This window comes from Mycobacterium sp. NGS19, from assembly GCF_059813155.1.
Genome location: NZ_JCALEB010000002.1, coordinates 1 through 13,833, shown reverse-complemented (window position 1 = coordinate 13,833; position 13,833 = coordinate 1). Strand labels below are relative to the sequence as shown.

Below are 13,833 nucleotides of genomic sequence, written 5' to 3'. Positions count from 1 at the left end.
GTGCGAGACTGCACACTCGGCGAGGGGCTAGGTGCCCCGCAGCATTTCGATCACCGCACTGAAGTCCTTGGCGGCGTTGGACTCGGCGGACCTGATGAACTCGGCGTAGATCTCGGCGGCATGGCTACCCAGCGGCGCAGACGCGCCGGTCGAGCGCACCGCGGCCATCGCCAAACCCAAGTCCTTGTTCATCAGCGCGGTGGCGAATCCGGGCTTGAAGTCGTTGTTGGCCGGCGACGTCGGAACCGGGCCTGGCACAGGGCAATTCGTATGCACCGCCCAGCAGTTCCCGGTGGCACCGGTGATCACGTCGAACAGCGACTGCGCCGACAGCCCCAGCTTCTCTGCGAGCACAAACGCCTCGCCGATCGCGATTTGCTGCACCGCCAGGACCATGTTGTTGCACAACTTGGCGGCCTGGCCCGTGCCGGACGGTCCGCAGTGAATGATCTTGCCCGCCAACGGCTCTAGCACCGGCCGGGCGCGTGCCACAGCGTCGTCCTCGCCGCCGACCATGAACGCCAGCGTGCCCGCCGTCGCGCCCTTGACCCCGCCCGAAACCGGGGCGTCCAGTTGCGCGAACCCGCGCTCGACGGCTTGCGCATGAATCGTGCGGGCGTCGTCGACCGAGATCGTCGACGTGTCGATCAACAGCGCACCCGGCTTCGCGGCGGGAAGAACCTCTGCGTAGCAAGCCTTTACGACCTCACCGTTGGGCAGCGAGGTGATCACCACCTCGGCGTCGGCGACGGCAGAGGCGCCGTTGTCGAACACCTGCGCGCCCTTGTCGGCGGCGGCAGATTTCAGCGCGGGCACCGGGTCGAAGCCGTGCACGGTATGCCCGGCCGCCACCAGATTCGCCGCCATCGGGCCGCCCATGTTGCCCAGGCCGAGGAACGCAATCGTCGTCATCAGTTCTGCCCCTTTACCCGAGCGGCCTCAGCGCGCCCGATGACCACTCGCATGATTTCGTTGGTGCCTTCGAGGATGCGGTGCACACGCAGGTCGCGGACGATCTTCTCGAGACCGTACTCGCGCAGGTAGCCGTACCCGCCGTGCAGTTGCAGTGCCTGGTCGGCCACCTCGTAGCACGCGTCGGTGACGTAGCGCTTGGCCATCGCGCACAGTGCCACCTTGTCCGGCTCGTCGTCGTCGAGCGCTGCTGCCGCACGCCACAACAACATTCGCGACGACTCCAGGGCAGTGGCCATGTCGGCCAGCGTGAACCGGATGGTGGGCTCGTCGAGCAGGCTGATGCCGAACGCCTCGCGGTCGCGCACGTAGGCGGCGGCCTTGTCGTAGGCGGCCTGCGCGCCGCCCAACGAGCACGCTGCGATGTTGATCCGGCCACCGTTGAGCCCGTTCATCGCGATCCCGAAGCCGGTGCCCTCGCCGTCGGCGCCGCCGAGCATCGCGTCCGCCGGCACCCGCACTCCGTCCATGATCACTTGCGCCGTCGGCTGTGCGTGCCAGCCCATCTTGTGCTCCTGGGCACCGAAACTCAGTCCGGGCGTGCCGTTTTCGACGATGAACGCCGAGATGCCGCGCGGGCCTTCACCTCCGGTGCGGGCCATCACCACGTAGACGTCGGATCTGCCGCCTCCGGAGATGAACTGCTTGACGCCGTCGAGAACGTAGTCCGATCCGTCGCGGCGGGCTTTGGTGCGCAGCGCCGCGGCGTCGGACCCGGCCGACGGCTCGGTGAGGCAGTAGCTGGCGACGGCCTCCATCGACGCCAGCCGCGGCACCCACGTCTTGCGTTGTTCGCGAGTGCCGTAGCGGTCGATCATCCACGCGCACATGTTGTGGATCGACAGGAATGCAGCGGTGGTGGGGTCGGCCATGGCCAGTTGTTCGAAGATCCGCACCGTGTCCAGCCGGCGCAGTGCGCTGCCGCCGACGTCCTCGCTGCAGTAGATTGCCGCCATCCCCAGCTCGGCGGCTTCGCGCAGTTCAGCGAGCGGGAAGTGGTCGGTGGCGTCCCACTCCAGCGCATGCGGCGCAAGGCGTTTGGCGGCGAACGCCGCGGCCGTCTGGATGATGACGCGCTCGTCGTCCTCGAGGCGGAACACGGCGCTATTTCATGGTGGGGATGACGAACTCGGCACCGTCCTTGATCCCCGACGGCCAGCGCGACGTGACGGTCTTGACCTTGGTGTAGAACTGGATCGACGCCGGACCGTGCTGGTTCAGGTCGCCGAAACCTGAACGCTTCCAGCCGCCGAACGTGTGGTAGGCCACCGGAACAGGGATCGGCACGTTGACCCCCACCATGCCCACCTGCACGCGGGACACGAAGTCGCGCGCGGTGTCGCCGTCGCGGGTGAAAACCGCGACACCGTTGCCGTATTCATGCTCGCTCGGCAGCCGCAGTGCCTCCTCGTAGTCATGCGCGCGCACGATGCACAGCACCGGTCCGAAGATCTCGTCGGTGTAGATCGACATGTCCGGGGTGACGTGGTCGAACAGCGTGGGCCCGATGAAGTAGCCACCCTCGAGGTTCGCGTCGCCGAATTGCAGGTCGTCGCTGGCGCGTTCACGGCCGTCGATCACCGCTTCGGCGCCCGCGTCGACCCCCTGCTGGATGTAGTCCTTCACGCGATTGAGCGCGGCCTCGGTCACCAGTGGTCCGTAGTCGGCCTTGGGGTCCAGGCTGTGGCCCACGCGCAGGTTGTTGATCCGGTCGATCAGCCTGGCGCGCAACCGTGCTGCGGTCTGCTCACCCACCGGCACCGCGACCGAGATCGCCATGCACCGCTCGCCGGCACTGCCGTAGCCGGCGCCGATCAGCGCGTCGACGGCCTGGTCGAGATCGGCGTCGGGCATCACGATCATGTGGTTCTTGGCGCCGCCGAAGCACTGCGCGCGCTTGCCGTGTGCTGCTGCACCGGCGTAGATGTACTGCGCGATGTCGGAGCTGCCGACGAACCCGACGGCTTTGATGTCGGGATGGTCGAGGATCGCGTCGACGGCCTCCTTGTCGCCCTGCACCACCTGGAAGACGCCCTTGGGCAGGCCGGCTTGCTCGAACAGCTCGGCGAGCCGCACCGGCACCGAGGGGTCACGCTCAGATGGCTTGAGAATGAACGCATTTCCGCATGCCAGGGCCGGCCCCGCCTTCCACAGCGGGATCATCGCAGGGAAGTTGAACGGGGTGATGCCGGCGACGACGCCGAGTGGCTGACGGATCGAGTACACGTCGATGCCGGTGCCCGCCCCCTCGGTGTACTCGCCCTTCAGCAAATGCGGGATGCCGACGGTGAATTCAATGACCTCGATGCCGCGCTGGATGTCACCGCGCGAGTCGGCGAGCGTCTTGCCGTGCTCGAGCGACAGGATCTCGGCGAGCTCGTCGACGTTCTGGTTGACCAAGTCGATGAACTTCATCATCACGCGGGCCCGGCGCTGAGGGTTCCACGCCGCCCACTGTTTCTGCGCCTCGACCGCGATGGCGACCGCAGCGTCGACATCGGCCGCCGTTCCCATCGGCACCTGGGCCTGCACCTGTCCCGTATTGGGGTTGTAGACGTCGGCCATGCGCTGCGACTGACCCAGCGTGCGCCGGCCGTCGATGAAATGCGGAATCTGAGTCGTCATGAGATGCCCCGTGGAATCGGCGAAGATGATTACTAGGACATCCTAGTAAGCGGCAGGCCTCGGCTTCAATACCGGGTCGGCGACGGCGCGCTCAGCTAGGCGACGCGCGAAACGCGCGTCGTCTGATCCACGCTCGAAGACTCAGCCCTGGGCGCCCTGCGGCTTGGTGAAGAACGGGCCGCAACGGTTCTTCATGTCTTTCATGGGCTGCCGGATCCCGCGAAGGTCGGACGCCACGGTGGGGTTGGCGTTCATGTAGTCGTGGATCTGGTTGCGCATGGCGTCGTGCGGCTGGCCGGCCAGGCCAGAAAAGAACGCGTTGACGTCGGGGTGGGTGCGGAGATAGTTGGCGGTCGCCGACGAGACGTCGGACATCACCTGCGCGCGGTCGGCTGCACTACAGCCCGGCGGAGGATCTGCGACCGCCGGCGCGGCACTCCACAGCATGGTCGCGGCGAGGGCGGCCCCGCTGACTGAGACGGCGACAGCGTGGCGCCCGGAGGTGGATGACTTCATGGCGACTCCTTCGTCGTGCGTTGGTTCCATACCGCTGAGCACAGGGCTTTTCACCGTAACGCGCAGCGCTGGGTGTCGAGGCGGGTTTGACCTGGGTGATCGCTGGGGATGTCGGTGCCTTTGGGCTGTCTGCGCACCGAGCCGGGGCTACAGTCGAAGAACTTCGCGCGGACGACCGCCGTGTAACCCGGTGACCTATCTCCTCGAGGACAGCGCCGCCATCGCAGGCGGTGGTCCGGCCAGAGTGAGGGAGATTCGCGGTGCCGGTGCCACATGAGTCGGGCCGGGATCTGCGGCTGGTCTCCACCGCCTGCTACCCGAACTGGGAAGCGGTCTACGAAGACAACGTGACGTGGGTGTACCGCAGCATCTTCGGGCGAGTCGGCAACCGCGCCGATGCCGAGGACCTCACCTCCGAGGTGTTCTTGACCGCGATGCGGCCGTTGCGGTTGACGGCCAGTGTGCCCGAGGTGCGCGCGTATCTGCGCGCCACCGCGCGTACCGTGCTGGCGGCACACTGGCGAGCCACGATGGGGCGCGAAATCACCACGCTCGACGACGTCGCGGCCCCCGAGACCGCATCTGACGCGCAACCCAGCACCGCCCCGCAGCGAGCGGCAGCGGTGCTGGACCGGCTGCCCGTCCAATACCGGCGGATTCTGGAGTTGCGCTTCCTGCAAGGCAAGTCGGTGCGCGACGCGGCCGGCGACCTCGGTGTCAGCATCGCGAACGCGAAGGTGTTGCAGCATCGCGCGCTGCGATTGGCCGCACAGATGAATGACAGCCAGACGAACGAGGCTCAGAGCAGCGAGGGAGGTGCCCGATGACCCGCCGGGAACTGCGCCGGTACCTCGACGACCTGCTGGCCGGCCGGCGCCCGAAGCCGTTCACGCCCGACGATTTCGAGGCCGCACAGATCCGCACCGCCATCGATCTGCGCGCCGCGCGGCCAGGCAACGACGAGCCGCGCGCCGAGTTTGTCGATACGTTGAAACATCGCCTGGCACAACAGATGTCAGGGCCGGCACCGGAGGCCGGGACGTCTGCGCCGCCGCCAGCTGTGAGCGCGACGCGCCGACAGGTGATGGTCGGCGGCGCGGCGGCGGCGACCGCCGCGGTGGCAGCGGTGTCGGTCGATCGGCTGGTCTTGGGCACCCGAGACCAGCCGCCCGGTCAAGCCGACACCGCCTCGCGATTGGTGCCCAGTGACGGCACCTGGCAGGTGGTCGCGGACAGCGCCGATGTGCCCGAAGGGTCGGTTCACCCCTTCAGCCTGGGATCGGTCAACGGATTTGTGCATCGGCGCAACGGTGTGGTTCAAGCGGTGTCGGGGGTGTGCACACACCAAGGCTGCAAACTGTGGTTCGACCAGGGCGCCGACCGCTTACGTTGCCCGTGCCATTCCACGTCGTTCTCGCCGGCGGGCCAGGTGATCACCCACGCGCTGCCGATCGCTCCGAAGCCGCTGCCGCAGCTGGAGGTCAGGGAGCGCGACGGCCTCGTCGAAGTGTTGGCGCCGCCGGCACAGCCGGCCTGAGGATCCTGTAACCCCAGTCGCTATCTGTTGGTGAGGCATACGCCTCAATCAGTAAGTGGCACTGGAGTTTTCATGATCACCACGAGAATCACCGCACAACTCGCATTTGCGGCCGCCGCCTCGATGCTTGCTGCCAACCCAGCCGCTGCTGCATCCACCGACGTCGGCGGGTCGGCCGCCGACGTGGTCCAGCAACTCGGTGACGCCGGCTACAGCGTCCAGGTGAACGGTTCGGCCCAAGTGCCACTATCGCGCTGTGTGGTGACCGGCGTGCACGGGCTGCCCATCACCGCCCGGCCCGCCCCGCTGACCACCGTGTACGTCGACGTCGACTGTCCGGACGACGAATGACGCTGCGGCGCTTGGAGTTACGGCCGTACCGGGATCGCGTCGGTATCGGTGTCGGGAGCCGGCGTCCTGATCCGACGCAACCCGTAATCGCCGCGCGGATGGATGACTTGCGGCCACCAGAACCACCGCCCCAGCAGCGTGGCTATCGACGGCATGAGCAGCGATCGCACGATCAACGTGTCGAGCAACAGGCCGATCGCGATCGTCGAGCCCATCTGGGCGAGCACCCGTAGCTCGCTGCCCAGCATCGCGGCCATGGTGAACGCGAACACCAACCCGGCCGCGGTCACCACCCCACCGGAACCCGCCATCGCGCGCAGATAGCCGGTTTTGAGTCCCGCCTGGATTTCTTCTTTGAACCGGGAGACCAGCAGCAGGTTGTAGTCGGAACCGACGGCCAGCAGGATGATCACGCACATCAACATGACGATCCAGTGCACGCGGATGCCCAGAAGGTCTTGCCAGATCAGCACCGAAAGCCCGAACGACGCCGCGATGGAGCTGGCTGCGGTCCCGACGATCACCAGCGCCGCCACCAAGCTGCGGGTGATGATCAGCATGATCATGAAGATCAGCGTGAGCGCGGAGACGACCGCGATCATCAGGTCGTACTTGGCGCCGTCGGCCATGTCCCGGTAGGTGGCGGCCGTGCCGCCCAGATACACCTTGGCGCTGGACAGCGACGACTGCTTGAGCCCCTCCTGAGCGGCGGTGCGTTCCGCGTTGACCCGGTCGATGCCCTCCGGGGTCATCGGATCACCTTGATGGGTAATGAAATAGCGCGCCGACTTGCCGTCGGGGGAGAGGAACATCTTGAGTCCGCGCTGGAACTCCGGGTTCTGGAACGCTTCGGGCGGCAGGTAGAACAGGTCGCCGTTCTTGGCGGCGTCGAAGCTCTGTCCCATGACGATCGCGGTGTCGTTCATCGCCGCCATCTGGGCCTGCAGCGCCGACATGGTGCTGTACGTCGACAACATCAGTCCGCGGGTCATGCGCATGGTGGCGATCGTCGGCGGCAGCAGCGCGGCCATCTGCGGCATCAGCGTGTCGAGGCGCTCGATGTCGGCGGTGAGCTTGCCGGTGTCGTCGGTGAGGGCATCGACCCCGTCGACCGTGTCGAACAGCGACCTCAGAGACCAGCAGATCGGGATGTCGTAACAGTGCGGTTCCCAGTAGAAGTAGTTGCGGATCGGACGCCAGAAGTCGTCGAAGTCCGCTATGTGGCCGCGCAATACGTCGACGTCGGCCTGCAGCTGCTTGGTGTCGGCGGTGGTGGCGTGTGTGGCGTCGACGACCTGCAGCATGACGTGATACATGTGCTCCATGGTGTCGGCCATGACGCCCATGTCGTCGGCCATCTTGCGCATGTTCGCGATGTTGATCTGCTGAAACGGATACTGCTGCATGGTGGTCTGACCCTGCATGCTGCTGAGGAACGGAATCGAGCTGTGCTGGATCGGAATGCCCAGCGGGCGGGTGATGTCCTGCACCATCGCGATGCCCGGGATGTTGAGCACATTGCGCGCCACGCGGTCCAACACGAGCATGTCGGCGGGATTGCGCATGTCGTGGTCCGCCTCCACCATGAGGATGTCCGGGTTCATCCGGGCCTGCGAGAAGTGCCGGTCCGAAGCCGCATAGCCCAGATTGGCCGGCGCACTGGTGGGCAGGTAGAACCGGTCGTTGTAGTAGGGGTGGTAGCCGGGCACAGCGACCATGCCAATCAGTACCGCAGCGGCACTGGCAGCCAGGATCGGTGCGGGCCAGCGCACCACGGCCGTGCCCACGCGCCGCCACAGTTTGCCTTGAGCGCGCTTGGATTCGAAGCGGCCCGCAAGTCCGCCGAGGAAGAGCACTGCCGGCCCGAGCGTCACGGCGGCCGCCACTACCACCAGCATCCCGATTGCGACCGGCACGCCCATCGTCGAAAAGTACGGCAGCCGAGCAAAACTCAGGCAGTAGGTGGCCCCGGCGATGGTCAAGCCCGAGCCCACGATCACGGGTGTGACGGACCGGAATGTGGTGTAGTACGCCTCTTCTCGGTCCTCGCCGGCGGCGCGGGCTTCGCTGTAGCGGCCGAACATGAAGATGCCGTAGTCGGTGGCGGCCGCGATGCCGAGCATTGTGAGGATGTTGGAGGCGAACGTGGTCAGCCCAAAAGCGTTGAGGCTGCCCATGAGTGCCACCACGCCGCGTGCGGAGGCCAGCCCGATAAACGTCAGAAACAGCTGAACCAGCGTGGTGACGATCGAGCGGTAGACGATCAGCAGCATGATCGCGATCACACCCAGCGTGAACAGCGTGATCTTGGCGAGGCTCGCGTTGCCGATGACGTGCAGATCGTCGGTCAGCGCCGCCGGCCCGGTGACGTAGGCCTTCACCCCCGGCGGCGGCTGGGTGTGGTCGATGACCTTGCGCACCGCCTCCACGGAGTTGTTGGCTTCCGTGGTGCCTTGGTCACCGGCGAGATAGACCATCACATAGGCGGCTTTCGCATCCGAACTCTGCGCGCCCGCCGCGGTCAGCGGATCTCCCCAGAAGTCCTGGATGTGCTGGATGTGCGCCGGATCCTGGTTCAGCTGATGAATGATGTTGTCGTAGTAATGATGTGCGTCGTCGCCGAGCTTGTCCTGGCCTTCGAGCACGATCATCACGGTGCTGTTCGACCTGAACTCGTCGAAGTTGTGCCCCATCAGCTTCATCGCCACCATCGACGGCGCGTCGTTGGGCGCCATGGGCGCGGAGTGCGCCTCGCCGACCTTCTCCAAGGACGGGACGAACACGTTCAGCGCGATGGTGATCGCCAGCCAGAACAGGATGATCGGGACCGCCAGCAGGCGGATGGCGTGTGGGAAGAACGGCCGCTTGGGTTGCGGCGCTGCGTGCTTGGTGTCTGTCATGCGGACTTCACCAGGCAGAAGGTTTGCGGGTTGACGCCATCTGTGTGCCTTTCGTCGCGTACCACGCCGTCCACAGTGATCCGGCAACCGACTTCACCGCCGTCGCTCTGGGCGATGATGTTGCCGCTGACCGCCGGAAGGGTGGTGGATATCGTCGTCGACCACGGCAGCGTCACATCGAGTTCGTGGATGTTGGCCTCGGCGTCGAAGTAGTTGACCTTGGCGGTGCTGCCCGAGGCGCCGAATACGTCGTACACCAAGATCTTTGGATGGAACTGCACGATCTCGATGCCGGCGTTGGCGTTCGCGTTGAGGTCTTGTGAGGCGAAGACCTTGTGCAGCCGGGACACCACCAATCCCGAGACGGCAAGCACCACGACGAGAACCAACGGTATCCACGCACGCTTCATCAGGCGGCCGACCGCTCTCGCCGCCGCCCGCACCCGCTCCCGACCCTTCACCTGTGAGCTCAGGCCTCCTTACCGCATTTGAGATCCAGCGACTGGGCGTTCTCGACGAGTCGATTCAGCAGCGGCAGCGCCACCTGCGCCGAAAGCCACAGCGCGAACTGCTCTTCGGTAGACAATGTGGTCAGCAATGCGGCCAGCCGGTCGCGCCGGGTGGCTGTGCGTTGATCGAGGAGCGCCTGGCCCGCTTCGGTGATCGCGACCAGGCACACGCGGCCGTCGTCGGGGTCGGGCTGCCTGGTCACGATGCCGTGGCGTTCGAGCCGCTGGATCAGCTGAGTCATCGACGGCTGGCTGACTCCCTCTTTGGCAGCCAGTGTGGTGAGCCGGGTCGGACCGTCGCGGCTCACCCTGTTGAGCAGGAACCCGGCCGACACGCTCAAGCCCGACCGGTCGCTCAGGTACCGCACCGTCAGATCCGTTGCCTGATCGAGCACCTCCCCGACGGTGTCGCTACCGTGCCGGGGCAGGGACGACGGATTCACGAGCAGAACTTATATCACGGTGCCTATTTATCGACAACGGATAGGTGCAGCGGGCCTGCCATTCTGGGTGGGAAGCATCACGGGCCTAATGCAGTCGCCGCAGCTGCTCGACGAAGGCACGAGTGTCGTCCCAAGTGGGCAGCAGACCCGCATCTCGGACCTCCTGGAGGCTGGGCGCCGCCGCGTCGCGTCCCGACATTCGCGGCTGCGCACCGTCGACCGCAGGCCAGTCGATCGCGAGCTGGGGGTCCGTCGCCGAGATCGTGTGCTCACGGCTGGGGTTGTACGGCGCCGAGCACAGATACATGACCGTCGAATCATCTTGCAGGGCAAGGAATCCGTGCGCCAGCCCTTCCGACAGATACACCGATCGGCGATCCCGGTCGTCGAGCAGTACGGAATCCCACTTGCCGAAAGTCGGTGAGCCGACCCGGATGTCGGCGATCACGTCGAACACCGCCCCCCGCACGCACGTCACGTATTTCGCTTGACTGGGCGGCAGCTGGGCAAAGTGCAGACCGCGCAGCACGCCGGCCGCCGACACCGAACAGTTGGCCTGGTGGAAATCGAAGCGGTGCCCCGCAAAACCACTGAACTCTCGCTGCGTGAACCATTCGAAGAACAGCCCGCGGTCGTCGGGATACAACGGGTGGCTGATTTCCCACGCGCCCGCAATCGCCAACTCGCGCGCCGTCATTGGCCGCGCTCGGCGTATCGCGCCTCGACACCGTCCTTCAGTGGCCGCCACCACGACTCGTTGTCGCGATACCAGTCGATCGTGGTGCGCAGACCTTCGGTGAAGTCGGCATGTATTGGGGTCCAACCCAATTCAGAGCGCAGTGGCGTCGGATCGATCGCATAGCGCAGGTCGTGGCCGGCACGATCCGGCACGTAGTCGAAATCGTCCGGCTCGCAGCCCATTTCGGTCAGGATCAACCGCATGACTGACAGGTTGTCGCGTTCGCCGTCGGCGCCGATCAGGTAGGTCCGCCCGATGCTACCGTCCTCGAGGATCCGCCAGACCGCAGCGTTGTGGTCGTCGACATGGATCCAGTCCCGCACGTTGGCGCCGTTGCCGTAGAGCTTCGGACGTCGGCCCGTCAGCACGTTGGTGATTTGGCGCGGAATGAACTTCTCCACATGCTGATACGGCCCATAGTTGTTGGAGCAGTTGGAGATTGTGGCTCGCACGCCGTACGAGCGCACCCACGCCCGTACCAGCATGTCGGCGGCCGCCTTGGTCGACGAATATGGGCTCGACGGATTGTAGGGCGTGTCGGCGGTGAACCGATGCGGATCGTCCAGTGCGAGCTCGCCGTACACCTCGTCGGTGGAGACGTGGTGCAGCCGGACCCCATGCCGGCGCACCGCTTCCAGCACCGCGAACGTGCCAATGACGTTGCTGCGCAAGAACGGCTCCGGGTCGGCCAGTGCGTTGTCGACGTGCGTCTCGGCGGCGAAGTGCACCACCACGTCGGCGTCGGCGACCAACGCAGAGATCAGGCCGGTGTCGGTGACGTCGCCCTCGACCACCTTGACCGCGTGCTCCACGCCGGCCAGCGACTCGCGGCTGCCCGCATACGTGAATGCGTCCAGCACCGTCAGCGACACGTCCGGGCGTTCGCGCACGGTGGCGCGGACGAAATTGGCGCCGATGAAGCCTGCGCCGCCCGTCACCAACACCCGCATGGGCAAACAGTAACGGTCGTCAGTCGCCTTTCAGCTCCAGCGGTCCGGCGAGCTCGGTGAGCGTGGGGATCAGCCGCTCGGAGCCGCCCAACACCTGGATCGCGACGTGATCCGCCCCGGCTCGCAAGTGTTCGCCCAGCCGTGCGGCGATCTGCTCCGGCGTGCCGTAGGCCACGACGGCGTCGATCAGCTTGTCGCTGCCCGGTTTGGTGACGTCGGAGTCGGTGAAGCCGAGCCGCTTCCAGTTGCTCACGTAGTTGCTCAGGCCAAGGTAGAACTCCACCGTCTTGCGGCCGATCTCGCGCGCCTCGTCAGCGTCCGTCGTCAGCACCACCTTGTGTTCGGGCGCCAAGAACACCGACGGTCCGACGAGATCGTGGGCTTGGGCGGTGTGCTCGGGGGTGGTCAGGTACGGGTGTGCGCCGGCGCTGCGACGGGCGGCCAGCTCGAGCACCTTCGGGCCTAGCGCCGCAAGTACCCGTCGGCTGGTCGGGACGCCGGCCGCATCGAGGCGATCGAGGTAGGCCACCAAAGCGTCGTAGGGCTTGCTGTAGTCCTGACTGTGTTCGGGATGCCCGACGCCGATGCCGAGCAAAAACCGCCCGGGGTAAGCCTTCTCGATGCGGTGATACGACTCCGCGACCTCGTCCGCGGGCGCCGACCAGATGTTGACAATGCCCGTCGCGAGCGTGATCGACTCCGTAGCATCCAGGATCGGTTCGGCGAACTTCAGCTCGGCGGCCGGTGACCCGCCCACCCAGATCGCGCCGTAGCCGAGCTTTTCGATCTCGGCCGCCTGCTCAGGCTTCACCGGTCCGCCGGTCCAGACGCCGTAGCGGCCGACGTCGGGCTTGAGCAGTGATGGCTCGGTCATGGCGTCCCTTTCTAGGTGCTTCGCGTGGTCAGTCCGAGCGGACCGGCCAGTTCGGCAAGCGTCGGAATCAGTCGGTCTTGGTTACCCAGAATTTGGATCGGCACATGGTTGGCGCCGGCGTCGAGATGTTGTGTCAGCCGCCTGGCGATCGCGTCGGGCGTTCCGTACGCAACCAGCGCGTCGACGAGTCTGTCGCTGGGCGGGCGGCGCACGTCGTCGTCGGTGAAGCCCAGCCGCTTCCAGTTACTCACGTAGTTCGTCAGGTTGAGGTAGATGTCGAGGGCCTTGCGGCCGATGGCACGCGCCTTCTCGGCGTCGGTGGTCAGAACCACCTTGTGCTCGGGCGCCAGGAACGCCTGTGGGCCGATCAGATCACGCGCCTTGGCGGTGTGTTCCGGCGTCGTGAGGTACGGATGGGCGCCGGCGCTGCGCTCGGCAGACAGCTTCAGGACCTTCGGGCCGAGTGCGGCGATGACTCGGCGCTGCTTGGGCACGCCGTACTCGTCGAGCTTGTCCAGGTACTCGGTGAGCGCGTCGATGGGTTTGCGGTACTCGGTGTGCGCCTCGGGGTGTCCGACGCCGATGCCGAGCAAAAACCTTCCGGGATAGGCCTTTTCGATGCGGTGGAACGATTCGGCGACGGGCCCGGGCGCGGCGGTCCAGATGTTGACGATTCCGGTGGCCACCTTCAGCGTGGTGGTCTTCTCGAGGATCGGCTCCACCCACTCGAGCTCGGCCGGGGGAGAGCCGCCGACCCAGACGGCGCCATAGCCGAGTTTCTCGATCTGCGCTGCTTGTTCGGGGGTCACTCCGCGTCCGAACGATCCGAACTTGCCAAGGTTCAGCTCAGTCATGACACCTCCAACCCCGGTTCGGTCGGCCGCTATTCCACGTCGACATTTGGCTGGTCCGGGGCGCCGGCAGAAAATTGGTGCCGGAACTTTGTCGGTGGTGGGTGCGATGCTGGCGTCATGTCTTCTTCCGCTTCTGGTGGCGCTGTTGCGGTGAGCCCTGCGCAGCGTCTTGAGGCGCTGTTCGAGGAGTTGGCGGAGCTGAGCGGTCAGCGTAATGCGATTGATGGGCGCATCGTGGAGATCGTCGCTGAGATCGATCGCGACGGGCTGTGGGGCGCGACGGGTGCGCGGTCGGTGCCAGCGTTGGTGGCCTGGAAGCTGGGGGTGTCGTCGGCCAATGCGCACACGATCACCACGGTGGCGGGCCGGCGTGAGCAGTTTCCGCGGTGTGTGCAGGGTCTGGCCGAGGGCCGGCTGTCGCTGGATCAGGTCGGGGTGATCGCCGCACACGCAGCCGAGGGCTCTGATGAGCACTATGCGCAGCTGGCCAGCGTGGCCACGGTCAACCAGTTACGTACCGCGGTCAAGCTCGAACCGCGACCCGAACGCGAGCTGCAGCCTGC

At 66.1% G+C, this 13,833-nt stretch carries 15 protein-coding genes; 4 read left to right on the top strand and 11 right to left on the bottom strand.

Annotation, left to right across the window (positions count from 1 at the left end; all coding sequences use genetic code 11):
* Positions 1–27: 27 nt before the first annotated feature.
* The 4 genes from mmsB to AC5Y4N_RS05420 form a co-directional block, all read right to left on the bottom strand.
* Positions 28–912: a 3-hydroxyisobutyrate dehydrogenase gene (mmsB, locus tag AC5Y4N_RS05435; RefSeq protein ID WP_499912188.1), complete on the bottom strand. Its 885-nt coding sequence runs from the start codon at positions 910–912 to the stop codon at positions 28–30.
* Positions 912–2,072 (bottom strand): acyl-CoA dehydrogenase family protein, encoded by a 1,161-nt coding sequence (locus AC5Y4N_RS05430; protein ID WP_499912185.1) that lies wholly within the window; start codon positions 2,070–2,072, stop codon positions 912–914. The genes mmsB and AC5Y4N_RS05430 overlap by 1 nt, the downstream gene beginning before the upstream one ends.
* Before the next feature lie 4 nt (positions 2,073–2,076).
* A complete protein-coding gene (locus AC5Y4N_RS05425) occupies positions 2,077–3,597 on the bottom strand; it encodes a CoA-acylating methylmalonate-semialdehyde dehydrogenase (RefSeq protein ID WP_499912183.1) in 1,521 nt (506 codons plus the stop codon).
* A 141-nt stretch (positions 3,598–3,738) separates the two neighbouring features.
* A complete protein-coding gene (locus tag AC5Y4N_RS05420; protein ID WP_499912181.1) occupies positions 3,739–4,113 on the bottom strand; it encodes a heme-binding protein in 375 nt (124 codons plus the stop codon).
* Between the two features lie 260 nt (positions 4,114–4,373).
* Between AC5Y4N_RS05420 and AC5Y4N_RS05415 the strand changes: the two genes are divergently transcribed.
* The 3 genes from AC5Y4N_RS05415 (at position 4,374) to AC5Y4N_RS05405 (ending at position 6,001) form a co-directional block, all read left to right on the top strand.
* The gene (locus AC5Y4N_RS05415; RefSeq protein ID WP_499912179.1) at positions 4,374–4,940 is read left to right on the top strand and encodes an RNA polymerase sigma factor; all 567 of its coding nucleotides are present in this window, start codon (positions 4,374–4,376) and stop codon (positions 4,938–4,940) included.
* Positions 4,937–5,650 (top strand): Rieske (2Fe-2S) protein, encoded by a 714-nt coding sequence (locus AC5Y4N_RS05410; protein ID WP_499912176.1) that lies wholly within the window; start codon positions 4,937–4,939, stop codon positions 5,648–5,650. Before AC5Y4N_RS05415 ends, AC5Y4N_RS05410 begins: the two co-directional genes overlap by 4 nt.
* A gap of 72 nt (positions 5,651–5,722) precedes the next feature.
* A complete protein-coding gene (locus tag AC5Y4N_RS05405) occupies positions 5,723–6,001 on the top strand; it encodes a hypothetical protein (protein WP_499912174.1) in 279 nt (92 codons plus the stop codon).
* A 17-nt stretch (positions 6,002–6,018) separates the two neighbouring features.
* Here the strand turns inward: AC5Y4N_RS05405 and AC5Y4N_RS05400 are convergent, their stop codons facing one another.
* The 7 genes from AC5Y4N_RS05400 to AC5Y4N_RS05370 all read right to left on the bottom strand — a co-directional run bounded on the left by AC5Y4N_RS05400 (position 6,019) and on the right by AC5Y4N_RS05370 (position 13,270).
* On the bottom strand, positions 6,019–8,901 hold the full coding sequence (locus tag AC5Y4N_RS05400; protein WP_499912171.1) for an MMPL/RND family transporter: 2,883 nt from the start codon (positions 8,899–8,901) through the stop codon (positions 6,019–6,021).
* Positions 8,898–9,311 (bottom strand): MmpS family transport accessory protein, encoded by a 414-nt coding sequence (locus AC5Y4N_RS05395; protein ID WP_499912343.1) that lies wholly within the window; start codon positions 9,309–9,311, stop codon positions 8,898–8,900. The genes AC5Y4N_RS05400 and AC5Y4N_RS05395 overlap by 4 nt, the downstream gene beginning before the upstream one ends.
* Positions 9,312–9,370: 59 nt before the next feature.
* Positions 9,371–9,853, bottom strand: a complete 483-nt coding sequence (locus AC5Y4N_RS05390) for a MarR family winged helix-turn-helix transcriptional regulator (RefSeq protein ID WP_499912168.1) — start codon at positions 9,851–9,853, stop codon at positions 9,371–9,373.
* A gap of 85 nt (positions 9,854–9,938) precedes the next feature.
* A complete protein-coding gene (gene rfbC, locus AC5Y4N_RS05385) occupies positions 9,939–10,550 on the bottom strand; it encodes a dTDP-4-dehydrorhamnose 3,5-epimerase (RefSeq protein ID WP_499912166.1) in 612 nt (203 codons plus the stop codon).
* A complete protein-coding gene (gene rfbB / locus AC5Y4N_RS05380; protein ID WP_499912163.1) occupies positions 10,547–11,542 on the bottom strand; it encodes a dTDP-glucose 4,6-dehydratase in 996 nt (331 codons plus the stop codon). The genes rfbC and rfbB overlap by 4 nt, the downstream gene beginning before the upstream one ends.
* 19 nt (positions 11,543–11,561) lie before the next feature.
* Entirely contained in the window at positions 11,562–12,416 is an 855-nt protein-coding gene (locus tag AC5Y4N_RS05375; protein ID WP_499912161.1) for an LLM class F420-dependent oxidoreductase, read from the bottom strand.
* Positions 12,417–12,427: 11 nt separating this feature from the next.
* Positions 12,428–13,270, bottom strand: a complete 843-nt coding sequence (locus AC5Y4N_RS05370; protein WP_499912158.1) for an LLM class F420-dependent oxidoreductase — start codon at positions 13,268–13,270, stop codon at positions 12,428–12,430.
* 117 nt (positions 13,271–13,387) lie between these two features.
* Between AC5Y4N_RS05370 and AC5Y4N_RS05365 the strand changes: the two genes are divergently transcribed.
* Positions 13,388–13,833 (top strand): DUF222 domain-containing protein (locus tag AC5Y4N_RS05365; RefSeq protein ID WP_499912156.1); only part of this gene is annotated, 446 nt, incomplete at its 3' end.